The following is a 26,795-nucleotide window of genomic DNA, read 5'->3' as shown; positions in this document are numbered from 1 at the left end:
CTTCCATGTCCCGCACTTCTCCGATGCCGATCTTCGATGGTCACAACGACGTTCTTCTCCGCCTCATGCGCGGGAAGATGGAGCCCGCGCGGGCCTTTCTGGAAGGCGACAATATCGGCCATCTCGACTGGCCGCGGATGAAGCAGGGCGGGCTCTTCGGCGGGTTCTTCGCCGTCTATGTGCCCTCCGAAAGCGGCGGGGTCGATATCGACGCGCTGATGACGCATTCGCAGTACGACGTGCCCTTGCCGCCGCAGCTCGAGCTCGCGCAGAGCCAGCAGATCACCACCCGCATGGCCGCCCTCCTCATCCGGATCGAGCGCGCCTCGAACGGCGAGGTGAAGATCGTCCGCTCGGCCGAGGAGATCCGCCACTGCCTCGATGCCGGCAAGCTCGCCGCGATCCTGCACATCGAGGGTGCGGAAGGCATCGATCCAGACCTCTACACGCTGGACGTGCTCTACGAGGCGGGCCTGCGCTCCATCGGCCCGGTCTGGAGCCGCCCCAACATCTTCGGCCACGGCGTCCCCTTCCGCTATCCCTCGACGCCCGACACGGGGCCCGGCCTGACGGATCGCGGGCGCGAGCTGGTGAAGGCCTGCAACCGCCTCAAGATCATGATCGACCTCTCGCACCTGAACGAGAAGGGCTTCTGGGACGTGGCGGCGCTCTCCGATGCGCCCCTCGTTGCGACCCATTCGAACGCCTATGCGATCAGCCCCCATTCCCGCAATCTGACCGACAAGCAGCTCGCGGCGATCCACGAGAGACGGGGCATGGTCGGCGTGAACTTCGCCACCTCCTTCATCCGTCCCGACGGGCAGCGCAACGACGACACGCCACTGGAAGAGATGATCCGCCACATGGATCACCTGATCGAGCACGTGGGCATCGACGGCGTCGGCTTCGGTTCCGATTTCGACGGCGCGACGATCCCGGCCGAGATCGGCGACGTGCGCGGCCTGCCGCGCCTGGTCGACGCGATGCGCCGGCATGGCTACGACGACGCGACGCTCCGCAAGCTCTGCTACGAGAACTGGATCGGCGTCCTGGAGCGCACCTGGGGGCGGTTATTTCCGCCTCTCCCACCTCATCCTGAGGCTACGCTGCAAACGGCGTCATCCTCAGGATGAGGCTGCGTTGAAGGCGCTCAGCGCTGTTTCGACGTCAGAGCAAAGAGGCTCGCGGTTCCGCCCATGGCCAGCATCAGCATCAGGCTCACCGCATTGATGGCGGGGGATGCGCCCTCGCGCATCTGGCCGTACATGGCGATCGGCAGCGGCGCTTCCGAGCCGACGAGCATTAGGGTCGTGTTGAAGTTCTCGAACGACATGAGCAGCGCCACGAGCCCTGCTCCGACGAGCGCCGGGCTTAAGAAAGGCAGCGTGATGGTGCGCAGCACTCGTGCGCGGCTCGCGCCGAGATCGAAGGCGGCTTCCTCGAGCGAACGGTCGAACTTACGCAGACGCGCGGCGATGATGAGCGTCGCGATGGTGAGGATGAAGGAGAGCTGCCCCAGGACCACCAGCGGCAGGCCCGGCCTCAGGAAATCGAGATCGGTCTGAAGCCAGTCCTCAAGCCCGTTGGCGAGCCGCGAGAAGAAGGCGAGGATCGAGATGCCGAGCACCACGCCCGGAATGACCAGCGGCAGGATCATCATCATCGCGAGGACCGTCTTGCCGCGGAACTCGGCGCGCTCCAGCACCCAGGCGTTCACCGTGCCGATGATCACCGCGAGCAGGGCTACCGGGATGGCCACCTTGAAGCTGTTGGCGATGCTGTCGAGCCAGATCGGATCCACCAGTACGCCGGGCTTGCCGAAGACCACGCCCGTGCCGATGAACCATTCCAGCGTGAAGCCCTGCCACGGCGGCGACGGGAACTGGCTCGCATTGAAGGCGAAGATCGCCACGATCAGCAGCGGCGCGAAGAGGAAGGCGTAGAACGCCCCGACGTAGAGTTTCCAGGCAAGGGTCGGACGGTTCATGGTTCTCAAGCCTGCCTCAAGGTGGTGCCGAGATTCTGGCCGGTCAGGCGCAGGCCCAGCCACACGGTGGCGGAGGAAAGCAGCAGGAGCAGCATGCCGAAGGCCGCTCCCTGAGGCCAGTTGAAGCGGGTGATGAACTGGGCGTAGATCTGCTCGGTGAACCACAGGCCGTTCTTGCCGCCCAGCAGCACCGGAGTCGCGAAGTTGCCGACGGTGAGCATGAACACGATGATCGAGCCCGCAACGATGCCTGGCATCGCGTGCGGAATGACGATGCGGCGCAGCACCGTCCAGCGGCTTCCGCCGAGATCGTAGCCTGCCTCGACCACGGCAGGCTCCAGGCTCTCCAGCGCATTGGCGAGCGGCACGATCATGAAGAGCAGGCCGCCATAGACGAGACCGAGGATCACCGCGCCGTCGTTGTAGAGGAACTCGACCCGCTGTTCGGTGAGACCCGTCGCCAGGAGCACGTAGGAGATCACGCCGGTCTCGCGCAGGATCATCATCCAGCCGAGCGTGCGCACGAGTTCCGACACCCAGAACGGCAGCAGGCACAAAAGCAGCAGTATCGCCTTTAGGCGGCCCTGCGCCACGCGCGCGATGTAGAGCGCGATGGGGAAGGCGAGCACGAGGGTCAGCACCGTCACGAGGATCGAGATGCCGGCCGTGCGGGCGAAGGTGCGCCAGTAGAGCGGCTCGGTGAAGAATTCCAGGTAGTTGCCGAAGCCGAAGGCATAGACCCGCGGCGCTACCCTCTCGCTCAGCGAGAGGATGAGGATCTCCACATGCGGCAGGACGATGAGCAGGCCGAGCCAGAGAAAGGCCGGAGCCAGCAGAAGAAACAGGGTCAGGTTCCGCGCCGGCTTCTTCATGCGGCGAAGACCTTCATCGCATCCGCCGTCCAGCCGACATGGACCGGCGCGCCGACCCGGATGCCGGCCAGCGGCCCCGCCTGGGGCAGCACCGCACGCACCGGCGCATCGAAGCCGGGGGCCTCGATGAGCAGGCTCGAATTCGCGCCATCGAAGAGCACCGCCGAAACGCGGCCCTCGAAGCGGTTGGGCAGGTTGCCGAGAGAGATCTGATCCTGGGCGAGCGCAATGGCCTCGGGCCGCACGAAGGCGAGCGCCGACTGACGCGCCCCGCCCTGCCCCTGAATCACCGCGCCGGACGGCAGGCGCACGGATATGGCGCCGTTGGAGGCAGGCGCCGCTTCGCCCTGCCAGCGGTTCGTCTCGCCGACGAAGCTCGCGACAAAGGGGGTCGCCGGGCTGTGATAGAGCTCGCGCGGGCTTCCCACCTGCTCGAAGCGGCCCTGGTTCATGACCGCGATGCGGTCCGACATGACGAGGGCCTCGGACTGGTCGTGGGTGATATAGGCGAAGGTGGTGTTGAAGGTCGCCTGCAGCTGCTTGAGCTCAATCTTCATGTGCTCGCGCAGCTTGAGATCGAGCGCGCCGAGCGGCTCGTCGAGGAGGACGAGAGTCGGCTCCAGCACGAGGCAGCGGGCAATGGCCACGCGCTGGCGCTGGCCGCCTGAGAGCGCCGTCACGCGGCGGTCGCCGAAACCTTTCAGGCCCACGCGCTCGAGCATGCGGTTGGCGCGCTCCTCGGCCTCCGCGCGGGAAACGCCGCGGCAGGTGAGCCCATAGGCCACGTTCTCGCCTACGCTCATCATGGGAAAGAGCGCAAGGCTCTGGAACACCATGTTGACCGGACGCCTGTTGGCCGGAACGCCGAGCATCGACTGTCCGCGGATGCGGATGTCTCCGCTCGTCGGATCCTCGAACCCGGCGATCATGCGCATCAGGGTGGTCTTGCCGCAGCCGGAAGGTCCCAAGATCGAGAAGAATTCGCCGGGAGCGACGCTGAAGGTCACATCGTTGACGGCCGCATATGCGCCGAACCGCTTGGTGACGTTGACGATGTCGAGGTCGGTGGAATGTGCCATGGGTGCCGCGATACAGAAAAAGAGTCATCCCCCGGACAGGCCGGGGGATGATGGTCGTTGCATGCGAGGAGTTACGAACCGGCCTTCAGGCGGTCGAGGACCTTGCCTTCGATCGCTTCGAGGCCGGCGGGCACAGCCGGATACCACTTGATGTTGTCGATGGCAGCCTGCGGGAAGCTCTCGGCGAACTGTTCCTTCAGCTTGCCCTGCATCATCTTGTCGGCGCCGTTGGAAGCCGTGAAGTTGCCGGCGGCAGCGGCGACCTTCGCGGCGATCTCGGGACGCATGTTGAAGTTGATCCACTTGTAGGCGGCGTCGTCATTGCGGCCCTTGGCGGGGATCGCATAGGTGTCGACCCAGCCCAGCGCGCCCGACATCGGTGCGATGAACTTGATGTCGGGGTTTTCGGCGTTGAGCTTCCAGCCGCCCGTATCCCACGCCATCGCGGCGACGACCTCGCCGGAGCGCATGGCGTTGAGGAGCTGATCGGAGCCTTCCCAGAAGAACTTCACGTTCTTCTTGCACTCGGCGAGCTTGGCGCCGACCTTCTCCATCATCGCCTCATAGGCCTTCGGGTCGTTGTAGGACGCGAAGGGATCCATGCCGTTCGCGAAGGCGAAGGCGATGAGCGCCGGGCGCTTGGCGCGGAAGCTGGTCTTGCCTGCGAGCGACGGATCGCAGAGGTCGTTGTAGTCTGCGACCTTCGGAGCGGCCTTCGTGCTCACGACGAGACCATCCGTGCCCCAGATGTGGGGAACGCCGTAGACCTTGCCGTCGACGGTGGTGTTCTTCTTCGTCGCTTCCAGCATCGAGGCGATGAACTGGTCCGACTTGATCTTCGACATGTCGAGGGGCTTGTAGATGCCGAACTCGGTCTGCGGGCCGGCGATGCGGTCCTGGCTCGGCTGGACGAGATCGAAGCCCGACCCTTGCGTCGCGCGCAGCTTGGAGATCATCTCCTCGTTGTTCGAGGTCGTGACCTCGACGTCGATGCCCGTTTCCTTCTTGAACTGCTCGATGACGTCTGCCGGTGCGTAACCCGACCATGTCAGAAGCCGCAGCTTCTCGGCGGCCTTAGCCGAGCCAACGACCATGAGAGCGGCGAGTGCCGTAGCCAGCTTCAGGCTGGCGCGCTTGGTCAACATCTTTAAGTCCTCCGTTGTGTCCGGGATTTTACCCATGTTCCCCGTGACAAAGTTATATGACACTTGCACGACATGCCAGAGCTTTTGGAGCCGGCTTAGGAAATCATGGATGGCTGACACAGGCCACCGGCCCCGCTATGGATGGAGATCCGCCGGAGCCTCGCGATGCGCACATTCTACCCCGAAATCGAACCCTACGATCACGGCATGCTCGATGTCGGCGACGGGCACAAGGTCTATTGGGAGCTGTGCGGCAACCCGCACGGAAAGCCCGTCGTTTTCCTGCATGGCGGCCCCGGCGGCGGCTGCACGCCGACCCAGCGCCGGCTGTTCGACCCGGAGAAGTACCGCATCCTGCTCTTCGACCAGCGCGGCTGCGGGCGCTCGACGCCCTATGCGAGCCTGGAGGCCAACACCACGTGGCATCTCGTGGCCGATATCGAGCGGCTGAGGATCATGCTGGGTGTGGATAAATGGATGGTCTTCGGCGGCTCCTGGGGCTCGACCCTGGCGCTTGCCTATGCGGAAACGCACCCGGAGCGGGTCAGCGCGCTCGTGCTGCGCGGCATCTTCACGCTCCGGCGCGAGGAATTGCTCTGGTATTACCAGGAAGGCGCGTCATGGATGTTCCCGGACAAATGGGAGCGCTTCCTCGCAACGATCCCGCAGGACGAGCGCGGCGACCTGATGGCGGCCTACCGCAAGCGCCTGACCCATTCCGACCCCGCCGTTCAGCGCGAGGCCGCCAGGGCCTGGAGCCTGTGGGAGGGGGAGACCATCACGCTCCTTCCGAACCAGGAATACAGCGACCAGTTCGGCGACGCGCATTATGCCCTCGCCTTTGCCCGGATCGAGAATCACTACTTCGTCAACGAAGGCTGGTTCGAGGACGGACAGCTCATCCGCGACGCCCATCGCCTGAAGGACATTCCGGGCGTCATCATCCAGGGCCGCTACGACGTTGCGACACCTCCGAAGACCGCCTGGGACCTGCACAGGGCCTGGCCGGAGGCGAAGTTCATCATGGTGCCGGATGCGGGCCACGCGGTGAGCGAGCCCGGCATCGCCCACCACCTCATCGAGGCGACGGATGCCTTCGCGAGAGGGTGAGCCCCTTGCGAAGGCGCTTCTGCATCACATAGCACCGCCCTTATCCTTCGAGACGGTCACTCCGTGACTTCCTCAGAATGAGGGCCGTCATCTGCGCCTCGAAGATCGAGGCCCCGTCCCTTACTTCGCAGTCCAGCCGCCATCCATCGAGAGGTTGGTCCCGGTCATTTGGCTCGCGGCGTCCGAGCAGAGGAAAACGGCCGTGGCCGCAACCTGGTCGACAGTCACGAACTGTTTGGTTGGCTGCGCCTCCAGCAGCACGTCGTTGATGACCTGCTCCTTGGTGAGTCCCCGCGCCTTCATGGTGTCGGGAATCTGGTTCTCCACGAGGGGCGTCCAGACATAGCCGGGGCTGATGCAGTTCACGGTGATGCCGTGGGTCGCAACTTCCAGCGCCACGGTCTTGGTGAGGCCTGCGATGCCATGCTTGGCCGCCACATAGGCCGACTTGAAGGGCGAAGCGACGAGGGAATGGGCGGAGGCCGTATTGATGATGCGGCCCCATTTGCGCGCCTTCATGCCGGGCACGGCGGCGCGGATGGCGTGAAAGGCGGAGGAGAGATTGATGGCGATGATCTGGTCCCACTTCTCGACCGGAAAATCCTCCACCGGCGACACGAACTGGATGCCCGCATTGTTGACCAGGATGTCGACGCTGCCGAAGGTGCGCTCCCCGAGGCGGACCATCTCCTCGATCTCGTCGCTTTTAAGCATGTTGGCGGGCGAATAGACCGCCTTGACACCGAACTCGCTCTCGATGCCGGCGCGGGTCTTCTCGATCTCCGCTGCATCCCCCAGGCCGTTGATGACGATGTTGACACCCTCCTTGGCGAGTGCCCGCGCGATGGCGAGGCCGATGCCGCTCGTCGATCCCGTGATGACGGCCGTCTTCGATTTCAGGGTCATGATTGTCTCCGGATAGAGCTGAGGCTCAGATGGCCGTGGCATAGCACGAAGAGGGAAGCGGAGTTGAGTCTAGCAAAAAGGAGCATAGGCGGAATGTCCCCTCATGTTCCCGGCGCATGCCCCTGCGCCACCTCTTGCCGTTGAAGGATCGGCCCCGATGTGAGATGGGCAAAGGCCGGTCCGATCATCAGCGAGAGCATCGTGCAGACACCGAGAATCCTCCCCTGCGGCGACAGCGCCGTGACCGTCGAGTTCGGGAGCACCGTCGATCCCGATCTCAACGGAAAGGTGCTCGCGCTCGACGAGATCGTCCGGCAGCGCGCGCCGACCGGCCTCATCGAGACCGTGCCGACCTACCGCTCGCTCACCATCCAGTTCGATCCGACCGTGACCGATTACGAGGCGCTGGTGAGCCTTCTCGAGGAGGAGGCCAGGGACATCGCCCCTCGCAACGCAAAGGGCAGGCGCTGGCGGGTGCCCGTGGTCTATGGCGGGGAATTCGGGAGCGACCTGGAGGAAGTCGCGGAGATCCACGGCATGACACCTGCCCAAGTGATCGACATCCATTCGTCGGCGGTCTATCGCATCTACCTGATCGGCTTCCTGCCGGGCTTCACCTATCTCGGCGGCCTCGACAAGCGGATCGCCACGTCCCGTAGGCTTCATCCCCGCGCCAAGATTCCCTCCGGCACGATCATGATCGGCGGCGAGCAGGCCGGCATCGCGCCCATGGACATGCCGAGCGGTTGGCACAATCTCGGCCGCACGCCCGTGCGCACCTATGCCCCGGAGCGCGACCCGGCTTTCCTGTTCGCGGCGGGAGACGAAATCGTCTTCGAGCCCATCGATGCCTCGCGCTGGGAGTCGCTGGAGATGGCGGCGCTTGCCGGTGAGCCCGTGGCCGAGGAGGTGCGTCCATGACGGACCTTATCGTGAACTCCTGCGGCCCCATGACGGCCCTGCAGGACCGCGGCCGCTTCGGCTATCAGCGCTTCGGCGTCTCGCCCTCAGGCGCTATGGATTTCCGCGCGCTCGCCATGGCCAACGTCCTTGTCGGCAACACGCCGGAAATGGCGGCCGTCGAGTTCGTCAATCTCGGCGGCGCCTTCACAGCTGAGGGCGGCGACCTGCGCCTCGCCGTCCTCGGCGCGGGCGCATCCGCCAGCATCGACGGTACGCCCGTCCCGCCCCTGACCTCGTTCATCCTGAAGGAGGGGCAGACCCTGGAGGTGGGGCATCCCCGCACCGGGGCCTTCGCCTATCTGGCGGTGGCCGGAGGATTGGCCGTCGAGCCGCAACTGGGAAGCCTCTCGTTCCATCTGCGCTCCCGCCTCGGCGGCCTGAAAGGCGCACCGCTCCAGGCCGGAAACCGCCTGCCCTGCCGGCCAGAGGCCCAAGGGGGCGAGCCGATGCAGCTGACCGCCGACATCATCGAGGAGACGGGCCCGATACGCGTCATGCTGGGCCCGCAGGACGACTACCTCACGGACGATGCGATCCGCACGTTCCTGGAGAACGAATTCACCATCAGCCCCCAGGCCGACCGGATGGGGTTCCAGCTCACCGGGCCCAAGCTCGAGCATGCCAAAGGCTTCAACATCGTCTCGGACGGGATCGTCCACGGTCATATCCAGGTGCCGGGCAGCGGCCAGCCCATCGTGCTGATGCGCGACCGGCAGACGGCGGGCGGCTATCCGAAGATCGCAACCGTGATCAGCGCCGACCTTCCCCGCTTCGGTCAAATGCGGCCCGGCGCGGGCGTGCGCTTCCAGGCCGTGGAGCGCAGCGAGGCCGTGGCGGCGGCGCGGCGGCTGAAGGATTGGATCGCGGATCTGCCTTCGAAGCTCGTGCCTGTCCGCTTTGATCTGACGACGGAGCACCTGCTGAGCCGAAACCTGATCGGCGGCACAATTGACGCGCTCGCTCCCACAGCGCACGAATGAGAAAAGGGCGTCCGGTGAGACGCCCTTCTTCATCCTACTTCGTCTTGACGCCGCTCTCTTCGATGCGGTCCGGCGCGCCTGCCGCCTTCGCCTCGCGGCGACGCTCGTGCAGGATCCATTCGGTGTAGCCGTTCGGCTGCGCCGCGCCCTTGAACACCAGATCGCAGGCCGCCTTGAAGGCGGGGCCGTCGAAGCCGGGGGCCATGGGGCTGTAGAGCGGATCGCCCGCATTCTGCCGGTCCACCACCTCCGCCATGCGGCGCAGGGTCTCCATCACCTGATCCTCCGTGACGATGCCGTGGCGCAGCCAGTTGGCGAGGTGCTGACTGGAGATGCGCAAGGTGGCACGGTCCTCCATGAGGCCGACATCGTGGATGTCAGGCACCTTGGAGCAGCCGACGCCCTGGTCGATCCAGCGCACCACATAGCCCAGGATGCCCTGGCAGTTGTTGTCGAGCTCCTGCTGGACCGCGTCGGGAGCCCAGTTGGACTGGGACACCGGGATCGTGAGGATATCGGAGGGATTTGCTGCAGGACGCTGCTTCAGCTCCTCCTGCCGGTTCATCACATCGACCTGGTGGTAGTGCATGGCATGGAGTGTCGCGGCCGTCGGAGACGGCACCCAGGCGGTGTTGGCGCCGGCCTGCGGATGACCGATCTTCTGGGCCAGCATGTCGGCCATCCTGTCGGGCGCGGCCCACATGCCCTTGCCGATCTGCGCCTTGCCCGGCAGGCCGCAGGCGAGACCCACATCCACGTTGTTGTCCTCGTAGGCCTTGATCCACGCGGTCGACTTCATGTCGTTCTTGCGGATCATGGGACCGGCTTCCATGGAGGTATGGATCTCGTCCCCGGTGCGGTCGAGGAAGCCCGTGTTGATGAACACGATGCGCTCGGAGGCCGCCTTGATGCAGGCCTTGAGGTTCACAGTCGTACGTCGCTCCTCGTCCATGATGCCCATCTTGAGCGTGTTGCGCGGAAGCGAAAGCATGTCCTCGACGGCGGCGAAGAGATCGTTCGCAAAGGCGACCTCGTCCGGCCCGTGCATCTTGGGCTTCACGATGTACACGGAGCCTGCGCGGCTGTTGCGGATTTCGCCCTCGCCCTTGATGTCGTGAATGGCGATCAGGGACGTAATCGCGGCGTCGAGAATGGTCTCGGGGATCTCCTCGCCGTTCTCGTCCAGCACCGCATCGGTGAACATGTGGTGGCCCACATTGCGCACCAGCATGAGGCTGCGTCCATGCAGGCGGAGCTCGCCGCCCTGGGGCATGGTGTAGATCCGATCCGGGTTCAGGCGGCGCTCGACGGTGCGTCCGCCCTTCTCGAAACTCTCCGCCAGATCGCCCTTCATGAGGCCGAGCCAGTTGCGGTAAACGAGAACCTTGTCCTCCGCATCGACGGCGGCGACCGAGTCCTCGAGGTCCATGATGGTGGAGACGGCGGATTCCATCACCACATCGGCGACGCCCGCCGGATCGTCGGCTCCGATGGGATTGGACCGGTCGACCCTGATCTCGACATGCAGGTTGTTGTGGCGCAGCAGCACGGCGGAAGGATCGGCCGCATCGCCCTGATAGCCGACGAACCGGGCAGGATCGGCAAGAGCGGTCTCGCTGCCGTCCTGGAGTTTGACGGTCAGAGCACCACCCTGAACGGAATAGGAAACGGCATTCTTGTGACTGCCCGTAGACAGCGGAGCGGCCTGATCCAGCAGCTCGCGGGCACGGGCCACCACCTTCGCGCCACGCGCCTTGTTGTATCCGCCGCCCCGCGTTGCTCCCTCGTCCTCGGGGATCGCATCCGTGCCGTAGAGCGCATCGTAGAGGCTGCCCCAGCGCGCATTGGCGGCGTTGAGCGCATAGCGGGCATTGGAGACCGGCACCACGAGCTGAGGACCGGCGATGCGGGCGATCTCGTCATCGACATGCAGCGTCCCGACGGAAAATTCCTCCGGCTCGGGAAGGACATAGCCGATATCCCGCAGGAAGCGCTCGTAATCGGCTTGATCGAAGGGCTTGCCGGCTTGCGCACGGTGATACTCGTCGATCTGCGCCTGGAACTTGTCCCGGACGCCGAGAAGCTCACGGTCGCGGGGCGCGAAGTCCCGGACCAGGCCGGCAAGGCCCCTCCAGAAGGCGTCGGCCGATACCCCGGTCCCATGGAGAGCTTCCCTCTCAATGAAATCGTGAAGAACCGGTGCAACCTGGAGACCGTTCGTCTGGACGCGCTTCATCGTTCCCGCTTTCGTGGAGGAGGATCCTTGACCCTTAGCTTAAGGCTCCACGGTAAAAAGAGAAGACGCGCGCCCTTGTCCATGAGACAAAGGACTGATGGGGCAGGTCTTTTTTACGACCCATCAGGTCTCGCAGGCCCGCCGATGCATGCAATGCAAGAACATCCGGGCCTAAGGGCATGTCGGCCTTCAGCGCGTTCGAGGGCAGTTCTCACACGGGATCGCCCTTGATCTCCACGGTCATGGTCTCCCAGTTCTCGCCGGCTCCCATGATGCAGGACCGGCCCGTGGGCAGGGTCACGAGCAGGGTCCAGGACCCGGTATCGGAGACAAGCAGTTCGAGCACCTGATTGGGGCGCATCAAGCCGATGCCGACCGGGGCCTCGTCATACTTCTGTCCGAGGGCGTCGATGACTTCATCACGGGGCGCGCAGGCCATCTGAGCCGAAGCCGGGATGCTTCCGACCATCATCAGTCCTGCGAAGGAAGCGGCAAAGGCAGTGTATTTCAAGCGCATCACGGAATTCCTCCGTATACTTGAGCTATAAATGTTTTGCCGCGAGCACCCGAAGTATTCAGTCAAGATTCCTAGCCGGTTGCGCCTAGCAAAACGTTCAATGTGATTGTCAAACGCGCCGCCTCGATACTGGTTCACACCCCGCCTCTCACGAAATTGGAACATTCCCGTGCGGGATTTCCTGAAGGTGAGGCGGATCGCCGGTTTGCAGAAAAACATCGCCCGATCCGAGCGATATCGCTCGACTTCGGTCCGCGAGAGAAACGTGGCGGATGCTTTTTCTAGGGGCGTGCAATCGGAGGCAGCCGTCTCTCCATGTCCTCGACCGCCACATCAACTGTGCGTGAGCGCCCGTCCCGGACCACCGTCAGCGCAATGGTGCCGCCGATGCCGACCTTCTCGAGCTGGTTCGTCAGGTCGGAGAGATGCCGGACCGGCGCACCGTTTGCCGCCACGATGACATCGCCGACCTGTCCCGCCTCGGGCTCGATTCCCTGCAGGCCCGCTGTCTCCGCCGGCGACCCCGGCACGGTGGCGGCGATCATGAGACCCGTGACCCCCATCTGGGCCGTCAGCGCCTCGTCGGCGATCAGAATGCCGATGCCGGGCGTCGGCACGCGCCCCTGCCGGATCAGCTCCGGCACGACCCGGTTGACCACATCGACGGGAATGGCGAATCCGATGCCCGCATTCGCGCCGGAGGGCGAGAAGATGGCCGTGTTGACGCCGATCAGACGGCCGGCGGAGTCGAGGAGCGGCCCTCCGGAATTGCCTGGATTGATGGCGGCATCCGTCTGGATCACGTCGGCGATCTCGCGTCCTCCGCTCGTCGGCAGGCGACGCTTCACGGCGCTGACGATGCCGGTGGTGAGCGACTGGTCGAGACCGAAGGGATTGCCGATGGCGTAAGCCGCCTGCCCCACCCGGAGATCGGCGGACGTCCCGACCGGCACCGGCGGCGGCAGTTGCCCGCGCCGCGAGACGCGCAGCACGGCGAGATCGTAGTTCGGGGCCCGCCCGACCACCTCGGCGCGCACGACATCCCCGGACGCGAGGCGGACCGCAAAGGTGTTCGCATTCGCCACGACATGCTCGTTCGTGACGATGTGCCCGGCCGTATCCCAGAGAAACCCCGTTCCGGACGATCCGACGCCGCGGGCGCGGCTCATGCGCCCGCGTCCGGAGGGAATGGACACGACCTGCACGACCGAGGGCGCAATCGCCTCGAAGACCCGGATGGTCGAAAGCTCGAACTCCGCAAGATCGCCGCGGGAGGCGACGGGGCGCGGCTCCTGTGCGGCGAAGAAATAGCGGTCCACGTAGGGCTGAATGGCGAGGAAAGCGAGCAGGAGCGCAACCGCCACCATCGCCACGCGCGCAAATCGGTCGTACATCCACCTCCCCTATCGTGCCGCCTTGTCCCCAGGACCCGTGTTCGAGCCCGCCCATGATGGACGTGTTCGAGCGCAAATCGTTCCTGATGAAGGCGGCGCGGATCAGAAGCGGATCGTGAGATCCGCCTTGACGGCATGATCGGCGGCCCTGTCGGCGATCATGCCCGAATAGGACACGCCCAGCCTCGCCCGGGGACCGATCTCCCAATCGAGGCCCACCTCCGCGACGAGGCTGTCCTTGGCAATCGGCAGACCGGCGACGCGGAACGGCAAGCTCCCGTCGCGGAAGGCGAGATATGCGAAGGAGGCCTCCTCGACGACGGCGTGACGCCATCCGATCATGCCGTGCAGTCTGAGATTCATGTCGTCGAGAGTGAAGTTCGTGGAGGCCCGAAGCCCGAGGGTCGAATAGCCGACGGAGCGGCTCAGGCCCGCGCCGACCAGGGCCGCCGGTCCGCCTTCCTCGCTGAAGCTGTCGGTCTCGAGATGGATATAGGCGAGCCCCGCGAAGGGCTGGAGCGCCACCTGTCCCATCTGGAAGGTGTAGCCGATTTCGCCGAAGACCTGCCAGCCGCGCCCGTCGATGTTGGCGCCGAGGCTGTCCCTGAAGCCGGGGAAGACGACCGACCGCGATGTCTCGATGTCATGCGCGGTGTAGAGGCCGCCAACCAACCTTGATCTCCAGGCCATCGAGCGAGAAGCCGCCATAGGCGCCGACATAGTAGGTATCGAGATGGGCGGAGGCCGAGAGAGCCTGCTGATCGAGGGATGTCTGCGTGTAGCCGCCGACGATGCCGACGCGCCAGGGCCCCTGCCTGTAATCCGCGCCGAGGACGAAACCCCGCGTTGAGCGGTCGAGGGATGCGATGAACCCGTCTCCCTTGAGACGACCGAAGGACCCGAAGGCCTGTCCCCAGAGGGCGAAGGCGGGATCCGGAGCCGGAACGGGGGACGCCTGCCGTCCTCCTGCAACATCGGCCGTATAGGAGACGCGCAGCCCCTGCGCGGCGACGAATGCGGGAATCCCGCTCTGTGCCGAGGCCTGCCGCAGGCGGTTCAGAACCGCTTCCCGCACGAGGCGGCTTTCATCCAGCCATGCAGCCGCAAGGCTGGGATAGAGCTCGCCGGACAGCAGATCGAGCGCAGGCCTCACGTTTGCTTCATCGAGGGAGACGACGGCCTCGACGACGGGATTTGTGAGGGGCAGGGCATCCAGGACGCCGCCGATGGTGAGCGGGTTTCCGCCCGGAAGATCGCGCCCGTTGCCGCCGGGCTCATCGTTGCGATCATTGCCGCCGTCATCATCCTCCGGATCATCGTCCGACGTCGTATCCGGCGGCGGGTCCGTCGACTCGTCGTCCATGTCGTCGATGGGACGCTCGTTGCGTGTCAGGACAAGAGCGACGTCATTCGCCGAATAGAACAGCGTCGGCGTCAGGAACGCGAAATTATGCGGGATGCGCGCATCGGAGAACTGGCCCGTCACGCCGCCGCTCGCAGTGAGGATGACGTAGCGGCTCTGGGCCGTGTAGAGGCCGGCCAGGGGCAGGACCCGCACGGTGCCGCCGTTGAGGATCGCGGTTCCGTCGATCCTGAGCAGATCGCTCCGCCCCTGCGGATCGACCTCGACCTCGAGGCTGGAGCCGGCATTGAACGTCACCGGTCCGACGATGGTCAGGGTGCCGATGGAATTGCCGGGCGCAATCGTGCCGCTGTTGTTCACGAAGACATGGATTTCGCCGCGCCGGGAGCCGGTCTCCGGATCCTCCGGATAGCCGATCTGACCGGTGCCGCCGAGAACGCCCGATCCTTCGACGATCCACTCCCCGAACAGGCGGCTGCCGCTGAACGCGCCGGGGAAGACCGTGCCGTCGACGGCCAGGCGTCCTTCCCGCACGACGACGGTCGAGTTGAAGTTCCAGCCGGCGCCGTAATTGGGATCGTCCAACGGCACCCGCAGGGTGCCGGCTCCCGTCTTGATGAGCGTTCCCTGCGTGTCGCCTTCGACTCGCGCGTCGATGAAGCCGATTTCTCCGACGCCGCTTGGAACGTCGATCGTGTTCGGAGTCTCCCCCGGATGTAGATGCTGCCGATCCTGGCGCCATCGGCGATCTGGACGGTGCCGCCGACCGGCCGCACCTGGCCGACCTCGCTTTCCACCCGCAACGTGCTGCCCGGCCCTGCATGGAAAGTGGTGAAGTCGGCGGATCCGCGGAACACGAAGGTTCCCGTTCCCGAGATGTGGAAATCCGGCAGTGAAAGGCGGCCGGAAAAGACCTGCAGGGGAACGGCGTTCAGGTTGACGGAGAGTGACGAGCGGGCGGCTCCGGCAATGGTTCCCTCGCCGCTGAGCGACCGGATGTTCTGAGTGCCGGTGGTCCTGTAGATGGCGCCGCTCATCACGGTGAGATTGGTGGTCCGGCTCAGGCTCCCCTCGAGCGTTCCGGCGCGAACCGTCGTCGCGCCGGTGTAATCGTTCAGCGTGTTCTGGAGGACCAGCGTTCCGCCGCCGTCCTTGATCAGGGGGCCGGCTCCTCCGATCCGGCCGCTGATCGCGGCACGGTCGCTCGACAGGCCTGGGACCGTATAGGCGATGCCCGGCGCGCCGAGATCGACCGGATCCGCAATCACCTGCCCGCCGGCAAGGACCTCCTGCCTCTGCGCCAGGGCCGGCGAGGAGGGAAGGAGGGCGGGGATCGAGGCGAAGGCGGAAAGGAGGAGCGTGAAGATGGGATGATGCGAGGATCGGGCGGTCCTCACAGGACCTGTCGGGAGATGTGCGCCAGCCATCACGTTCCTTTCGAAAATGGAATTGCAACGAGATGACGTAGCGCTCCCATGCCGCCGGGAAACTGTATGTTCGGGGAGGGTTGAGCAGGGCTCCGTCAACCGGAGCAACGCCCGCGAGCCATCGTCTTCGCGCCGGGTTTTGGCGGAAGGGCTGTCGGTCCGGTCCTGGCTTTGTCCCTTGCGGGACGGGGGAAGCACGGGACGCTGTCTCGCTTCGCTGCCCTGCGGCGTGCGAAGAATTCGGGCGGGAAGCCGCCCGGGCAGGAAGCAACACGCGTCCCGCGCGGCGTCTCGGCAGGGCTCCGGCCTCGCGCTCCGAGAGCCTGTGATGGGACGCCACAGCCGCCCCCAGGCTCTCTTACGGCGCTCTGTCGCGCAGCCCCGGCTGTCATCCGGTACGGGCGAGGCTGGGGAGAGGGGAACGCAGGCCTGCCCGAACAGGCGCCGTGCTCCAGGTCTCCCGCTCGGATCTCCTGGCGGCGCAGGGCTTGCGAGACCCCGTGCCGCGAGCAAACCGCATCCGCCGCCACAACCGACGCCTCGGGCGCGTCCCGGTGCTGCGGACAAGACAGGATATAGCAAAGCTTGAGGCCGCAGTCAAGAACAAAAGAGGAACATACACCGGCCCAATCTCTCCTCCTCATCCTGAGGAACAGACGCAGTCTNACCGACGCCTCGGGCGCGTCCCGGTGCTGCGGACAAGACAGGATATAGCAAAGCTTGAGGCCGCAGTCAAGAACAAAAGAGGAACATACACCGGCCCAATCTCTCCTCCTCATCCTGAGGAGCAGACGCAGTCTGCGTCTCGAAGGAGGCTCCAGAGCGCACGCGAGACGCCCTCGTCCCCGGATCAAGTCCGGGGCAGGCTCTTCGAGACGGTGCTACGCACCTCCTCAGGATGAGGGCTGTGGGGTGTTAGAACGGATAGGCGGATAGGGGGATGAGTGTTTCGCAATAGGGTTGCAACGCCAAACGGCGACGCTTACCATTTCGGGAAAGGGATTCCCGCCCATGAACCGCTTCGCTTCCGCAATATCCATTGTCCTGCTCACCATGAGCTTCTCCGCCTGCATGACAGCCATGGACGGGCGTGAGGACCTCAGGGCTGCCTTCCAGCATCAGGTTGGCGAGTGCTATGTCATTCCCGCGAAAGCGCGCGGCGAGGGGAGAGTTGTCGTCGAGGTGCGGCTCAATCCGAACGGTTCCCTGGCCCAGCCGCCGCAGGTGATCGAAGGGTCTCCGACATCGACAGCAGCACAGGCTGCATTGCGAGCCCTGGAGCGCTGCACACCTTTCGCAGTTCCGGCAGAAATGCGCTCGCGCTATCGAGACTGGAGGGTGATGCGGATCGGGTTTGAGACGGAATAGCACAGTGCTGGAGACTCGACTGCCAATGGGAGCGAGAAGCCGATGAAACGCCTGATTCCAGCACTACTCGTGATTTGCGCATGGACCGATCCGGCTCGTGCAATGGCCCCTGACCAGCACGATGCTCTGGTGAAAATCCTTCTCTCCCAGATCGTTCCCTGCTTCATGATGCCTTCGAGTCCACAGGGCGCAAAGGCGCAACTCGGGCTGCATCTCGCCCAGGATGGTTCGCTTTCCCGGCCACCGAAAGTGTTGGGCCCGCAAGCGGACCCCCCAATTGGCGCAAGCCGCTCTTCGAGCGATCCGGCGTTGCGCGCCTTTCCGCATCCCAGCGGCTTTCGCTGGGAGTTATAGCGAGTGGAAGTATCTTCGGTTGGAATTTTCGGAGTGAGACTTACGAGTCCGGCTATCACGAACCGAGGTGAACTCATTGCCGTTCGTTAGAGCCTTGCTCCGTTTTTGGGGCGGCGAGCCGGATCCACGTCGCCGAAAAAGCTTTAGCGTCAATCGGCATTGAAGCCGGGAACACCCGGCCCGATGCTCTCACGGAGAAATCCCATGCCCCGCTACTTCTTCAACGTGCAGATCGGTGAGGATGTCGTCAGCGATCCGGACGGGCGGGAGCTGCCCGATGCGGATGCGGCGTGGGAGGCCGCGCGGGGATTGGCGCTCGACCTCATGGGGAGCGCGTTGCCGCGGCCGGTCAGCTGGGCGTCCTGCCATGTGGAGGTGCGGGACGAGGCGGATGAGATCGTGCTGGAGTTCCCGTTCGTCGAGGCGATCCAGACGCCGCGCTAAAGCATCGGACCCAAAAGTGGATTTGCACTTTTGGGATCCCGTCCGATGCTTTATCTTATGATGAGAGCATCGTGAGGAAAACCGGATCGACTTTTCCTCACGAGACGCTCGCTTTCAGCCCACCAGCCAGCGGAAGGCGTGCTTCAGCTGCGCCGTGCCCTCCTTCTCGAACCAACGGCCGTGGCCGAGGATCACGCGTTCCGGGTTCCAGGCCAGGATCCGTTCCGCGGCCTGCCTCGCCTCGCTCCGGCGCAGGCGGATGGCGAGGCGCAGATAGGCGGGGGCCTTCCCGTCGGGGGCGAGGATCCCGTTGAGCGCGGCGAAGAGGCGGGTGCCGATGGGGAGCTTGCCGGGCTCCAGGTTCTGAACGAGGTCGGCCAGAAGCAGCGTGCGCGTGGGGCGGTGGAAGAAGGCGACTTCCGTAAATCCCCCGCCGCCGGGCACCATGATCTGCTCGATCACGCCGTTCCAATCCTCCGGCGGGGTCTCGCCGAGGTCCCGGTCGAGGCGGACGCCCTGGCTTTGCACCTGGGAGCGCTGGCGCAGGTTCGGCGCGGCGGAGGTTCGGGCCTCGGGGCAATGGGCCTGCCATTCCTTCAGATGGGTCCAATGGGCGATGTTGGGCGCGACGAGGTGGCGGATGGGGCCGAGCGCTTCGATCTCCCGGCGCAGGGGCTCGGAAAAGCGCGTCGGGGAGTGGAGCCACATCCCGCCGGAGGGGAGGCGGATCACGCTCATGCGGACCGGCAGGGCGAGGCCCGCGGCATGCTGCGGGCCGCTGTCTACGATCCAGAGATCGTCCGCGACAGGCTTGAGGGTGTCGAGGGGCGGATAGGTGACGTCGGGGCTGGGCATGGCGTGGGCTTCCCCTGGTTGCGGCACGGACCCGAAAGCGGATGGGCGCTTTCGGGACCAATCCGATGCTTCTTGCTCTATGCGCTCTCCTTGCTCTATGCGCTCTCCTTGAGCGGCCGGATCCGGATCGACCGGCCGATGCAGTCGCTCAAATCGGCGGAATCGTAAGGCTTGCGGAGAATGAAGAAACCCTCGTCCATGGCCGTCTGCGCCACGCTGCTGTAGCCGGTGGTGAGCAGCACGGGCAGGGACGGGTCGCGCGCGCGGATTGCGCGGGCGAGATCGAGCCCGTTCAGGTCTCCTGGCATGACGATGTCGCTGAGCACGAGGTCGAAGATCTCGCTCCGGCCCAGAAGCTCGAGCGCCGCGCCGGCATGGGCGGCATGGGTCACGCTGTAGCCCACCTCCTCGAGGTTGGTCCTCGTCACCTCGGCGATGTCGGGATTGTCCTCGACGAGCAGGATGTGGCCCTCGCCGCCCGCCTGGAGGGGAGCGGCGGCATCGGACGCGGCAGCCTCCACGCCCTCGGTCGAACGCGGCAGGTAGAGGGTGATGGTCGTGCCTTGCCCGGGCTCCGCCCGCGCCGTCGCGGCGCCGCCGATCTGGCGCGTGAAGCCGTAGACCTGGCTCAGGCCCAGGCCGGTGCCCCTGCCGACCTCCTTGGTGGTGTAGAAGGGTTCGAAGATGTGGGGCAGCACGTCCTCGGGGATGCCGCTTCCCGTGTCGGTGAGGCTGAGCACCACGAAATCGCCGGTGAGCCCCGCCAGGGTGCGGTCGGCGAGGTTCGCATTCCATGCTTCGATGATCAGACGTCCGCCGTCGGGCATGGCGTCGCGCGCATTGACCGCGATGTTGAGGATCGCGAGCTCGAACTCGTTCACGTCGAGCTTCGTGTTCCACAGGTCCTCCTGCAGCCTCGTCTCCACGGCGATGTCGCCGCGCAGGGACGAGCGGAGCATGTCCTGCAGCTCGGACATGTAATCCCGCAGGTTGATCACCGCCGGCTCGTGGGTCTGCTGGCGGGAGAAAGACAGAAGCTGGCGCACGAGGGTCGCGCCGCGGGTGGCGGCGGTCTCGATGGCGTCGATGGAGCGCTTCTGCCGTTCCTCCGCCGGATAGCGCCGCAGGCGGTCCACGTTGCCTTTGACGACCATCAGCAGGTTGTTGAAGTCGTGCGCCACGCCGCCCGTGAGGTGGCCGATTGCCTCCAGGCGCTGCGCCTGCTTCAGCGCCGCCTCGGCCGCCTCGCGCCGCCCGACCTCCGCATGGAAGCTGCGGGTGCGGTTGAGCGCGTAGAGGCTCAGGCCGAAGAGGAACAGGGTGGCCGGGACGCCGAAGGCCAGAAGGCCCGCCATGGCCTGCCACAGCTCCCGCCCCATCATGGCCTTCTCGATGCCGACCTGCACATAGACCGGGTAGCCCGGCACCTTGCGGTAGCCGATCCGGCGCTCGACGCCGTCGATCTGCGAGACGGTGGTGAAGCGTCCGGCCCGGGCGCTCTGCTGGATCGAGCGCACGAAGGCGCTTTGCGGGTCGAGCCGCATCGGCTCGCTGCCGAGGGAGGGATAACGCGCCAGGAACTCGCCGTCGGCCCGGATGAGGCCGAAGGAATCCGCGATCCCCCGCGCGATCCGGCCGTAGAATTCGCGGAAATGCTCGGGCCGCAGGGAGATGGCGACCACTCCGTCGAAGCTGCCGTCGGGGCTGGATCGGCGCTGGCTGACCACGAAGAAGCGGATGCCGCCGATCTTCGAGACGGTGGGCTTGCCGATATAGGTGCCCGCATCGCGCTCGGCCTGGGCCGCGAAATAGTCGCGGTCGGAATTGTCCAGGTCGCGGGGCACGGGCAGAACCGTGCTCGAGACCAGGGGATGCCCGTTCCGGTCGAAGGCCCAGATCGCCTCGATCTGGGGCAGGGCCGCCTGGGTCCGCCTGAGGCGGGCCGAGAGGCGGGCCTCCTCCGCCCGGATTTCCTCCGGCGTGAGGCCGCGCATGACCTCCTCGGTCTCGGCGATGGTGCGCTCCACGGTCTGGAGCGCCTTGAGGGTGTGCTCCTGGATCACGTCGAGCGCCCGTTCGATCCGCTCCTCGGTCTGCGCCACGATGCGCCGGCGGTCGTCCCACGCCGTGTAGGCAAAGAACAGGGCCGGCCCGAGAATGCTCATGACCGTCAGGGCCTGGAGAGGCCAGAGGACATTCCTCCCTTTCAATGCAACCTGACCCACGAACCCAAGCCCTTCCGTGCACCGCCTTTCCGGGCGAGGTCCGCTCCGGGGCATTCACGTCGCCAAGGACATGCAAGCTTGGCTTCACCCAAGGCTTACAGGAAACTGGCGGGGGCAAATATGCGATGGGGCGCGGGTTTCAAGGGCGGCCGGTATCCCGGCGATGCGAGCTGGCCGGGCCGGAGATATCCGCCATCGGCGCTTCCACTCGGCAGACGACGCCGGCGGGTTCGAAATCGATCCGCACGCTGCCGTTCAAGTCCTGGGCCAGGCTGCGCTCGATGAGGCGTGTGCCGAAGCCCCGCCGGGCCGGCGGCCGGACGGGCGGACCGCCGCTCTCCCGCCATTCGAGATGCAGGCAGGGAGGATCGCCGTGCTCGATCGCCCAAGCGATCCGGAGCTTCCCCGTCGGTCGCGAGAGGGCCCCGTACTTGACCGCGTTCGTCGCCAGCTCCTGCAGGGCCATCGCAAGCGCCAGGGCCATGCGTGGAGGAAGCCGCACATCCGGCCCCTGAAGGTGCAGGCGGCCTTCGCCGACACCGGCATAGGGCTCGATCGCCTGCGTGGCGATCTCCCTCAAGCCCGCGCCCTCCCAGTTCTCCCGGGTGAGCACGTCGTGCGTGCGTGACAGGGCGAGGAGCCGGCTTTCCAGGGCGCCCTTGGCCCCATCGAGGCTCCCGGCGCTGCGCAGGGTCTGGGCCGCGATGGACTGGACCGTGGCGAGGGTGTTCTTCACCCGGTGGTTCAACTCGTTGATGAGGAGCTGCTGGTGCTCCTCCGAGCGTTTGCGCTGGGTGACGTCGCGGGTCACGGCCAGCTGGGCGACGGTTCCGTCGGGCATGGTGAGAGGCACCGCATGGGTCTCCATGCGCCGACGCGTTCCCTGCAGGCCGACGATGTCGAATTCCCAGCTCAGGCTCTCGCCCCTGCAGACGCGGTGATGGTTCTCGCGCCATTCCGTGCGAAATTCCGGGGCGATGACGTCCAGAATGTTCGCTCCCCGAACGGATGCCACGTCAGGAGCCTCGATCATCGAGAGCCCGGCGGCGTTCATCTCGAGAAGCCTGCCCTGCGTGGAGACGAGCTTCACGCATTCCGGTGTCGCAGCGACAATGGCGCGATGCCGCGCCTCGCTCTCGCGCAGGGCCCGCTCGGCCTGCATCTGGTCCGTGACGTCGTGCCCCTCGGCGAAGATCCCCGTCACCTGCCCCCCGGAATCGGTAATGGGCTGGTAGACGAAATTAAGGAGGCGCTCCTCGGCCGGCCCATCCGGCGCGCGCTGGAGCTCGATTCTCACTCCATCCGCCCGGTAGGCCTTGCCGCTGTGAAAAACCTGGTCGAGCAGGTTGATGAAGCCCTGATCGACGACCTCCGGCAAGGCTTCCCCAGCCGGCTTCCCGAGAATATCCCGGTGGCCGACGAGTTGCATGTAGGAGGAATTTGCGAGTTCGAATACGTGGTCCGGCCCGCGCAGCATGGCGATGAAGCCGGGCGCCTGCTCGAACAGTAGCCGCAATCGCTCGTGCTCCTCCATGTTGCGCCGCTCCGCGAGGACCTTCTCCGTGGTCTCCACGGCCGCGCAGAACATGCCCGCGATCCGGCCGCTCTCGTCCCGGATCGGCGTATAGGAAAAGCTGAACCAGGTATCCTCCCTGAAGCCATATCGCTCCATGGGAATGTGAAGATCCTCGAACCAGCTTGCATCGCCTGCGAGGGTCCTGTCGACAATGGGGCCGATCTGCTCCCAGATGTCGGACCAGACCTCGGCGAAGGGGCGTCCCAATGCGTGCGGGTGCTTGGCCCCGAAGACCGGGATGTAATCGCCGTTGTAAAGGAACGCGAGCTCCGGTCCCCAGGCGATGAACATGGCCTGCCGGGCATTGAGCATCAGCTCCACATAGCTGCGCAGGGATTGCGGCCAATGCTCAGGGGGACCCAAAGGGGAGATCGACCAGTCGAGTTCGCGCATGCGCGCACCCATCTCGCCGCCTCCCTGGAGAAAGCGGGGAGCGCGGGATACCGCCGCGACCTGTGCGCTATCAGCCACTAGGCAGGCTTCCGGCGGAAAAGGCGATTGGCTGTCCGGTCCGACCGTCATGTCGGCCGAGGGGCCTGCGCTCGTCCTTGACGGTTGCATTGATATGGCCATCGCGACCTGACATGGCCTCGCCGTCCACGAGCGCCTCCTTAGGCGTGAGGGAAAGTGACTGGCTTTGTGGGTAGTCATGAACGAGGAGCGGCAAACAACCCACACCAACTCGCAAAGAGCTCCTCCGTTCCCGTTGTCTTTACCGAATGTCGCGGCGACGGAAAAGAGGGGCGGCTACTCCGCCGCCTGCCGGGTCACCTGCTTCCTGGGCGCCTCTTTCTTGGGCGCGGCCTTCCTGGCAGGCTCCTTCGCGGCCGCCGGCTTCTTCAGGGGACGGCGCTCCAGCACCTCCTTGAGGAAGCGGCCGGTGTGGCTGGCGCCTGAGGCGGCGATGTCCTCGGGGGTGCCCTGGGCCACGATCTGGCCGCCGCCGCTGCCGCCTTCGGGGCCCATGTCGATGACCCAGTCGGCGGTCTTGATGACCTCGAGATTGTGCTCGATCACCACCACCGTGTTGCCCTGATCAGCCAGCTCGTGCAGCACTTCCAGGAGCTTCGCCACGTCGTGGAAGTGGAGGCCGGTGGTGGGCTCGTCGAGGATGTAGAGGGTGCGGCCGGTGGCGCGCTTGGAGAGCTCCTTCGAGAGCTTCACGCGCTGCGCCTCGCCGCCGGAAAGGGTGGTGGCCTGCTGGCCCACATGCACGTAGTCGAGGCCGACGCGGGCCAATGTCTGCATCTTCTCGCGGATGGAAGGCACGGCCTTGAACAGCTCGCGGGCCTCCTCCACCGTCATGTCGAGCACGTCGGCGATGGACTTCTCGCGGTATTTCACCTCCAGCGTCTCGCGGTCGTAGCGCTTGCCCTTGCACACGTCGCAGGTGACGTAGACGTCGGGCAGGAAGTGCATCTCGATCTTGATGACGCCGTCGCCCTGGCAGGCCTCGCAGCGGCCGCCCTTCACGTTGAACGAGAAGCGTCCCGGCTGGTAGCCGCGGGCCTTGGCCTCGGGCAGGTTCGCGAACCACTCGCGGATCGGCGTGAAGGCGCCGATATAGGTGGCGGGGTTCGAGCGCGGCGTGCGTCCGATGGGGGACTGGTCGATATCGATGACCTTGTCGAGATGCTCCAGGCCCTCGATGCGCTCATGCGGGGCCGGGTGCTCCAGCGAACCGTTGAGCTTGCGCGCCACCGCCTTGTAAAGCGTGTCGATGACGAGCGTGGACTTGCCGCCGCCGGACACGCCGGTGATGCAGGTGAACGTCCCGAGCGGGATTTCCGCCGTCACGTTCTTCAGGTTGTTGCCCTTCGCGCCGACCACTTTCAGCATGCGGGTCTTGTCGCGCTTGCGGCGCTTCTCGGGCACCTTCACGCTCATCTCGCCGGTGAGATACTTGCCGGTGAGCGATTTCGGGTTCGCCATGATCTCGTCGGGCGTGCCCTCAGCGACCACCTGGCCGCCATGGATGCCCGCCCCCGGGCCGATATCGAACACGTAATCCGCATGGAGGATCGCGTCCTCGTCATGCTCCACCACGATGACGGTGTTGCCGAGGTCGCGCAGGCGCTTGAGCGTCACGAGCAGGCGCTCATTGTCGCGCTGGTGCAGGCCGATGGAAGGCTCGTCGAGCACGTAGAGCACGCCGGTCAGGCCCGAGCCGATCTGGGAGGCGAGGCGGATGCGCTGGCTCTCGCCGCCCGACAGCGTGCCGGAGGCGCGCGCGAGGGTGAGATATTCCAGGCCCACATCGACCAGGAAGGTCAGGCGCTCGCGGATCTCCTTCAGGATGCGGCCGGCGATCTCGTTCTGCTTCGCGGTCAGCCTGTCGCCGAGCCCTGCGAACCATTCCTGCGCGTCCTTGACGGAGAGGGCGGTGGCATCGCCGATATCGGAGCCTGCGATCTTCACCGCGAGCGCTTCGGGCTTGAGGCGCTTGCCGCCGCAGGCCTCGCAGGGCGTCTCGCCCATGAAACGGCCGATCTCCTCGCGGGCCCAGTCGCTCTCGGTCTCCTTGTAGCGGCGTTCGAGATTGGGGATCACGCCCTCGAACGGCTTCTTGACCTCGTAGGCGCGCAGGCCGTCGTCATAGGCCATGCGGACCGGCTCGCCGTCGGAGCCGTAGAGGATCACGTCGCGTACATTCTCCGGCAGCTCCGCCCAGGGCTTCGTCATGGAGGCCTTGAAGTGCCGGGTGAGGGCCTCGAGCGTCTGGCCGTAATAGGGGGAGGTGGACTTCGCCCAGGGCAGGATGGCCCCGCGCTTCAGCGACAGGCTCTCGTCCACCACGAGGGCGGGATCGATGCGCATCTCGTGGCCGATGCCGCCGCAGGTGGGGCAGGCGCCGAAGGGATTGTTGAACGAGAACAGGCGCGGCTCGATCTCGGGAATCGTGAAGCCGGAGACCGGGCAGGCGAACTTGGAGGAAAAGACGATGCGCTTGGGCTGGCCCTTCTCGTCCTTCTCGTCCGCATATTCGATGACGGCGATGCCGTCGGTCAGCTCCAGCGCGGTCTCGAAGGATTCCGACAGGCGCGCGGCGATGTCGGCGCGCACGACGATGCGGTCCACCACCACGTCGATGTCGTGCTTGAACTTCTTGTCGAGGGCAGGGGCCTCGTCGATGGCGTAATACTCGCCGTCGATCTTCAGGCGCTGAAAGCCCTTCTTCTGGAACTCGGCGATCTCCTTGCGGTACTCGCCCTTGCGGCCGCGCACCACGGGGGCGAGCAGGTAGAGGCGCGTCTTCTCCGGCAGCTCCAGCACCCGGTCCACCATCTGGCTCACGGTCTGGCTCTCGATGGGCAGGCCCGTGGCGGGGGAATAGGGTACGCCCACCCGCGCCCAGAGCAGGCGCATGTAGTCGTAGATCTCGGTGACGGTGCCCACCGTCGAGCGCGGGTTGCGCGAGGTGGTCTTCTGCTCGATGGAGATGGCGGGCGACAGACCGTCAATCTGGTCCACGTCCGGCTTCTGCATCATCTCCAGGAACTGGCGGGCGTAGGCGGAGAGCGACTCCACATAGCGCCGCTGCCCCTCGGCATAGATGGTATCGAAGGCAAGCGACGACTTGCCGGAGCCGGAAAGCCCCGTGAACACCACGAACTGGTCGCGCGGGACCATGAGGTCGACGTTCTTGAGGTTGTGCTCCCGCGCCCCGCGCACGGAGATCACGCGCGCATTCGGATCGCCCGCCTTGGCGCGGTTGAACAGGTCGTCGAGTTTAGCCATTGCCCGCTAAAGCCTTTTGGAGGAGATCCGGCCCAGTGCGGCCGGTTCCCGGATATGTGACGCCCCACCCGCCGGCGCAATGCGGCGGATGATTCCAGGGATGCGATCCTAGAACAAAGGGGGTACGCGGGCAATGGGGACGGGCGACCTAACCTTCCTGGTACTGTGGATGGAATGAAGCGGATGGGTTCCTGCCTCTCAACCAGTGGTAAATTTCTCGATGGTCTGGACAGCTTTCAGTAAATTAAGTGTTATA

General features: G+C 65.5%; 22 protein-coding genes. 7 read left to right on the top strand and 15 right to left on the bottom strand.

Annotated features, from left to right (window positions below; all coding sequences use genetic code 11):
* The first annotated feature begins 5 nt into the window (after positions 1–5).
* On the top strand, positions 6–1,133 hold the full coding sequence (locus LG661_RS02580) for a dipeptidase (RefSeq protein ID WP_230530296.1): 1,128 nt from the start codon (positions 6–8) through the stop codon (positions 1,131–1,133).
* A 17-nt stretch (positions 1,134–1,150) separates the two neighbouring features.
* Here LG661_RS02580 and LG661_RS02575 read toward each other — a convergent pair whose 3' ends face one another.
* The 4 genes from LG661_RS02575 to LG661_RS02560 form a co-directional block, all read right to left on the bottom strand.
* Positions 1,151–1,987 carry an ABC transporter permease gene (locus LG661_RS02575; protein WP_230530295.1) on the bottom strand — a complete coding sequence of 279 codons (837 nt, stop codon included), beginning with the start codon at positions 1,985–1,987 and terminating at the stop codon, positions 1,151–1,153.
* A gap of 5 nt (positions 1,988–1,992) precedes the next feature.
* Entirely contained in the window at positions 1,993–2,859 is an 867-nt protein-coding gene (locus LG661_RS02570) for an ABC transporter permease (protein ID WP_230530294.1), read from the bottom strand.
* Positions 2,856–3,938 (bottom strand): ABC transporter ATP-binding protein, encoded by a 1,083-nt coding sequence (locus LG661_RS02565; protein WP_230530293.1) that lies wholly within the window; start codon positions 3,936–3,938, stop codon positions 2,856–2,858. Before LG661_RS02565 ends, LG661_RS02570 begins: the two co-directional genes overlap by 4 nt.
* Before the next feature lie 71 nt (positions 3,939–4,009).
* On the bottom strand, positions 4,010–5,083 hold the full coding sequence (locus LG661_RS02560) for an extracellular solute-binding protein (RefSeq protein ID WP_230530292.1): 1,074 nt from the start codon (positions 5,081–5,083) through the stop codon (positions 4,010–4,012).
* Between the two features lie 165 nt (positions 5,084–5,248).
* Between LG661_RS02560 and pip the strand changes: the two genes are divergently transcribed.
* Positions 5,249–6,193 carry a prolyl aminopeptidase gene (gene pip / locus LG661_RS02555; RefSeq protein WP_230530291.1) on the top strand — a complete coding sequence of 315 codons (945 nt, stop codon included), beginning with the start codon at positions 5,249–5,251 and terminating at the stop codon, positions 6,191–6,193.
* 120 nt (positions 6,194–6,313) lie between these two features.
* On the opposite strand, the gene LG661_RS02550 is transcribed toward pip, so the two are convergent.
* Positions 6,314–7,099 carry a 3-hydroxybutyrate dehydrogenase gene (locus LG661_RS02550; RefSeq protein ID WP_230530290.1) on the bottom strand — a complete coding sequence of 262 codons (786 nt, stop codon included), beginning with the start codon at positions 7,097–7,099 and terminating at the stop codon, positions 6,314–6,316.
* A 159-nt stretch (positions 7,100–7,258) separates the two neighbouring features.
* On the opposite strand from LG661_RS02550, the gene pxpB reads away from it, so the two are divergent.
* Positions 7,259–8,020 (top strand): 5-oxoprolinase subunit PxpB, encoded by a 762-nt coding sequence (gene pxpB / locus LG661_RS02545; RefSeq protein WP_230530289.1) that lies wholly within the window; start codon positions 7,259–7,261, stop codon positions 8,018–8,020.
* Positions 8,017–9,042 (top strand): 5-oxoprolinase subunit C family protein, encoded by a 1,026-nt coding sequence (locus LG661_RS02540; protein ID WP_230530288.1) that lies wholly within the window; start codon positions 8,017–8,019, stop codon positions 9,040–9,042. The genes pxpB and LG661_RS02540 overlap by 4 nt, the downstream gene beginning before the upstream one ends.
* A gap of 34 nt (positions 9,043–9,076) precedes the next feature.
* On the opposite strand, the gene LG661_RS02535 is transcribed toward LG661_RS02540, so the two are convergent.
* The 6 genes from LG661_RS02535 to LG661_RS02515 form a co-directional block, all read right to left on the bottom strand.
* Positions 9,077–11,278, bottom strand: a complete 2,202-nt coding sequence (locus LG661_RS02535; RefSeq protein ID WP_230530287.1) for a malate synthase G — start codon at positions 11,276–11,278, stop codon at positions 9,077–9,079.
* Between the two features lie 211 nt (positions 11,279–11,489).
* Positions 11,490–11,795 (bottom strand): hypothetical protein, encoded by a 306-nt coding sequence (locus LG661_RS02530; protein WP_230530286.1) that lies wholly within the window; start codon positions 11,793–11,795, stop codon positions 11,490–11,492.
* 281 nt (positions 11,796–12,076) lie between these two features.
* A complete protein-coding gene (locus LG661_RS02525) occupies positions 12,077–13,189 on the bottom strand; it encodes a S1C family serine protease (RefSeq protein ID WP_230530285.1) in 1,113 nt (370 codons plus the stop codon).
* 102 nt (positions 13,190–13,291) lie between these two features.
* A complete protein-coding gene (locus LG661_RS25020; protein ID WP_268995425.1) occupies positions 13,292–13,861 on the bottom strand; it encodes an autotransporter outer membrane beta-barrel domain-containing protein in 570 nt (189 codons plus the stop codon).
* Positions 13,833–14,912 carry an autotransporter outer membrane beta-barrel domain-containing protein gene (locus LG661_RS25015; RefSeq protein WP_268995426.1) on the bottom strand — a complete coding sequence of 360 codons (1,080 nt, stop codon included), beginning with the start codon at positions 14,910–14,912 and terminating at the stop codon, positions 13,833–13,835. Before LG661_RS25015 ends, LG661_RS25020 begins: the two co-directional genes overlap by 29 nt.
* Complete coding sequence (locus LG661_RS02515) at positions 14,909–15,979, bottom strand: autotransporter-associated beta strand repeat-containing protein (RefSeq protein ID WP_230530284.1); 1,071 nt, start codon at positions 15,977–15,979, stop codon at positions 14,909–14,911. The genes LG661_RS25015 and LG661_RS02515 overlap by 4 nt, the downstream gene beginning before the upstream one ends.
* 1,011 nt (positions 15,980–16,990) lie before the next feature.
* On the opposite strand from LG661_RS02515, the gene LG661_RS02510 reads away from it, so the two are divergent.
* From LG661_RS02510 to LG661_RS02500, 3 genes are all read left to right on the top strand, one after another.
* Positions 16,991–17,347 (top strand): TonB family protein, encoded by a 357-nt coding sequence (locus tag LG661_RS02510; RefSeq protein ID WP_230530283.1) that lies wholly within the window; start codon positions 16,991–16,993, stop codon positions 17,345–17,347.
* Between the two features lie 42 nt (positions 17,348–17,389).
* On the top strand, positions 17,390–17,701 hold the full coding sequence (locus tag LG661_RS02505) for a hypothetical protein (protein ID WP_230530282.1): 312 nt from the start codon (positions 17,390–17,392) through the stop codon (positions 17,699–17,701).
* Positions 17,702–17,905: 204 nt separating this feature from the next.
* On the top strand, positions 17,906–18,145 hold the full coding sequence (locus LG661_RS02500; RefSeq protein WP_230530281.1) for a DUF6894 family protein: 240 nt from the start codon (positions 17,906–17,908) through the stop codon (positions 18,143–18,145).
* A gap of 114 nt (positions 18,146–18,259) precedes the next feature.
* On the opposite strand, the gene LG661_RS02495 is transcribed toward LG661_RS02500, so the two are convergent.
* From LG661_RS02495 to uvrA, 4 genes are all read right to left on the bottom strand, one after another.
* Positions 18,260–19,000, bottom strand: a complete 741-nt coding sequence (locus LG661_RS02495) for a DUF4336 domain-containing protein (RefSeq protein ID WP_230530280.1) — start codon at positions 18,998–19,000, stop codon at positions 18,260–18,262.
* A 95-nt stretch (positions 19,001–19,095) separates the two neighbouring features.
* Positions 19,096–21,165 carry a hybrid sensor histidine kinase/response regulator gene (locus LG661_RS02490; RefSeq protein ID WP_230530279.1) on the bottom strand — a complete coding sequence of 690 codons (2,070 nt, stop codon included), beginning with the start codon at positions 21,163–21,165 and terminating at the stop codon, positions 19,096–19,098.
* A gap of 199 nt (positions 21,166–21,364) precedes the next feature.
* A complete protein-coding gene (locus tag LG661_RS02485) occupies positions 21,365–23,272 on the bottom strand; it encodes a PAS domain-containing sensor histidine kinase (protein ID WP_230530278.1) in 1,908 nt (635 codons plus the stop codon).
* Between the two features lie 276 nt (positions 23,273–23,548).
* Entirely contained in the window at positions 23,549–26,539 is a 2,991-nt protein-coding gene (gene uvrA, locus LG661_RS02480; protein ID WP_230530277.1) for an excinuclease ABC subunit UvrA, read from the bottom strand.
* Positions 26,540–26,795 lie beyond the last annotated feature (256 nt).

The organism is Microvirga roseola (assembly GCF_020866965.1).
GTDB classification, from domain to species: Bacteria; Pseudomonadota; Alphaproteobacteria; order Rhizobiales; family Beijerinckiaceae; genus Microvirga; species Microvirga roseola.
The sequence above is the reverse complement of the archived record's forward strand: the minus strand, read 5'-3'. Positions and strand labels throughout refer to the sequence as shown.

Bases quoted from the DNA above. Each gene is read 5' to 3' on its own strand.
- LG661_RS02565 (WP_230530293.1), bottom strand. From the start codon at position 3,938: ATGGCACATTCCACCGACCTCGACATCGTCAACGTCACCAAGCGGTTC.
- LG661_RS02570 (WP_230530294.1), bottom strand. From the start codon at position 2,859: ATGAAGAAGCCGGCGCGGAACCTGACCCTGTTTCTTCTGCTGGCTCCG.
- LG661_RS02500 (WP_230530281.1), top strand. From the start codon at position 17,906: ATGCCCCGCTACTTCTTCAACGTGCAGATCGGTGAGGATGTCGTCAGC.
- uvrA (WP_230530277.1), bottom strand. From the start codon at position 26,539: ATGGCTAAACTCGACGACCTGTTCAACCGCGCCAAGGCGGGCGATCCG.
- LG661_RS02525 (WP_230530285.1), bottom strand. From the start codon at position 13,189: ATGTACGACCGATTTGCGCGCGTGGCGATGGTGGCGGTTGCGCTCCTG.
- LG661_RS02580 (WP_230530296.1), top strand. From the start codon at position 6: ATGTCCCGCACTTCTCCGATGCCGATCTTCGATGGTCACAACGACGTT.
- LG661_RS02510 (WP_230530283.1), top strand. From the start codon at position 16,991: ATGAACCGCTTCGCTTCCGCAATATCCATTGTCCTGCTCACCATGAGC.
- LG661_RS02560 (WP_230530292.1), bottom strand. From the start codon at position 5,083: ATGTTGACCAAGCGCGCCAGCCTGAAGCTGGCTACGGCACTCGCCGCT.
- LG661_RS02505 (WP_230530282.1), top strand. From the start codon at position 17,390: ATGAAACGCCTGATTCCAGCACTACTCGTGATTTGCGCATGGACCGAT.
- LG661_RS02540 (WP_230530288.1), top strand. From the start codon at position 8,017: ATGACGGACCTTATCGTGAACTCCTGCGGCCCCATGACGGCCCTGCAG.
- LG661_RS02495 (WP_230530280.1), bottom strand. From the start codon at position 19,000: ATGCCCAGCCCCGACGTCACCTATCCGCCCCTCGACACCCTCAAGCCT.
- LG661_RS02515 (WP_230530284.1), bottom strand. From the start codon at position 15,979: ATGGCTGGCGCACATCTCCCGACAGGTCCTGTGAGGACCGCCCGATCC.
- pip (WP_230530291.1), top strand. From the start codon at position 5,249: ATGCGCACATTCTACCCCGAAATCGAACCCTACGATCACGGCATGCTC.
- LG661_RS02575 (WP_230530295.1), bottom strand. From the start codon at position 1,987: ATGAACCGTCCGACCCTTGCCTGGAAACTCTACGTCGGGGCGTTCTAC.
- LG661_RS02490 (WP_230530279.1), bottom strand. From the start codon at position 21,165: ATGAGCATTCTCGGGCCGGCCCTGTTCTTTGCCTACACGGCGTGGGAC.
- LG661_RS02550 (WP_230530290.1), bottom strand. From the start codon at position 7,099: ATGACCCTGAAATCGAAGACGGCCGTCATCACGGGATCGACGAGCGGC.
- LG661_RS02530 (WP_230530286.1), bottom strand. From the start codon at position 11,795: ATGCGCTTGAAATACACTGCCTTTGCCGCTTCCTTCGCAGGACTGATG.
- LG661_RS02535 (WP_230530287.1), bottom strand. From the start codon at position 11,278: ATGAAGCGCGTCCAGACGAACGGTCTCCAGGTTGCACCGGTTCTTCAC.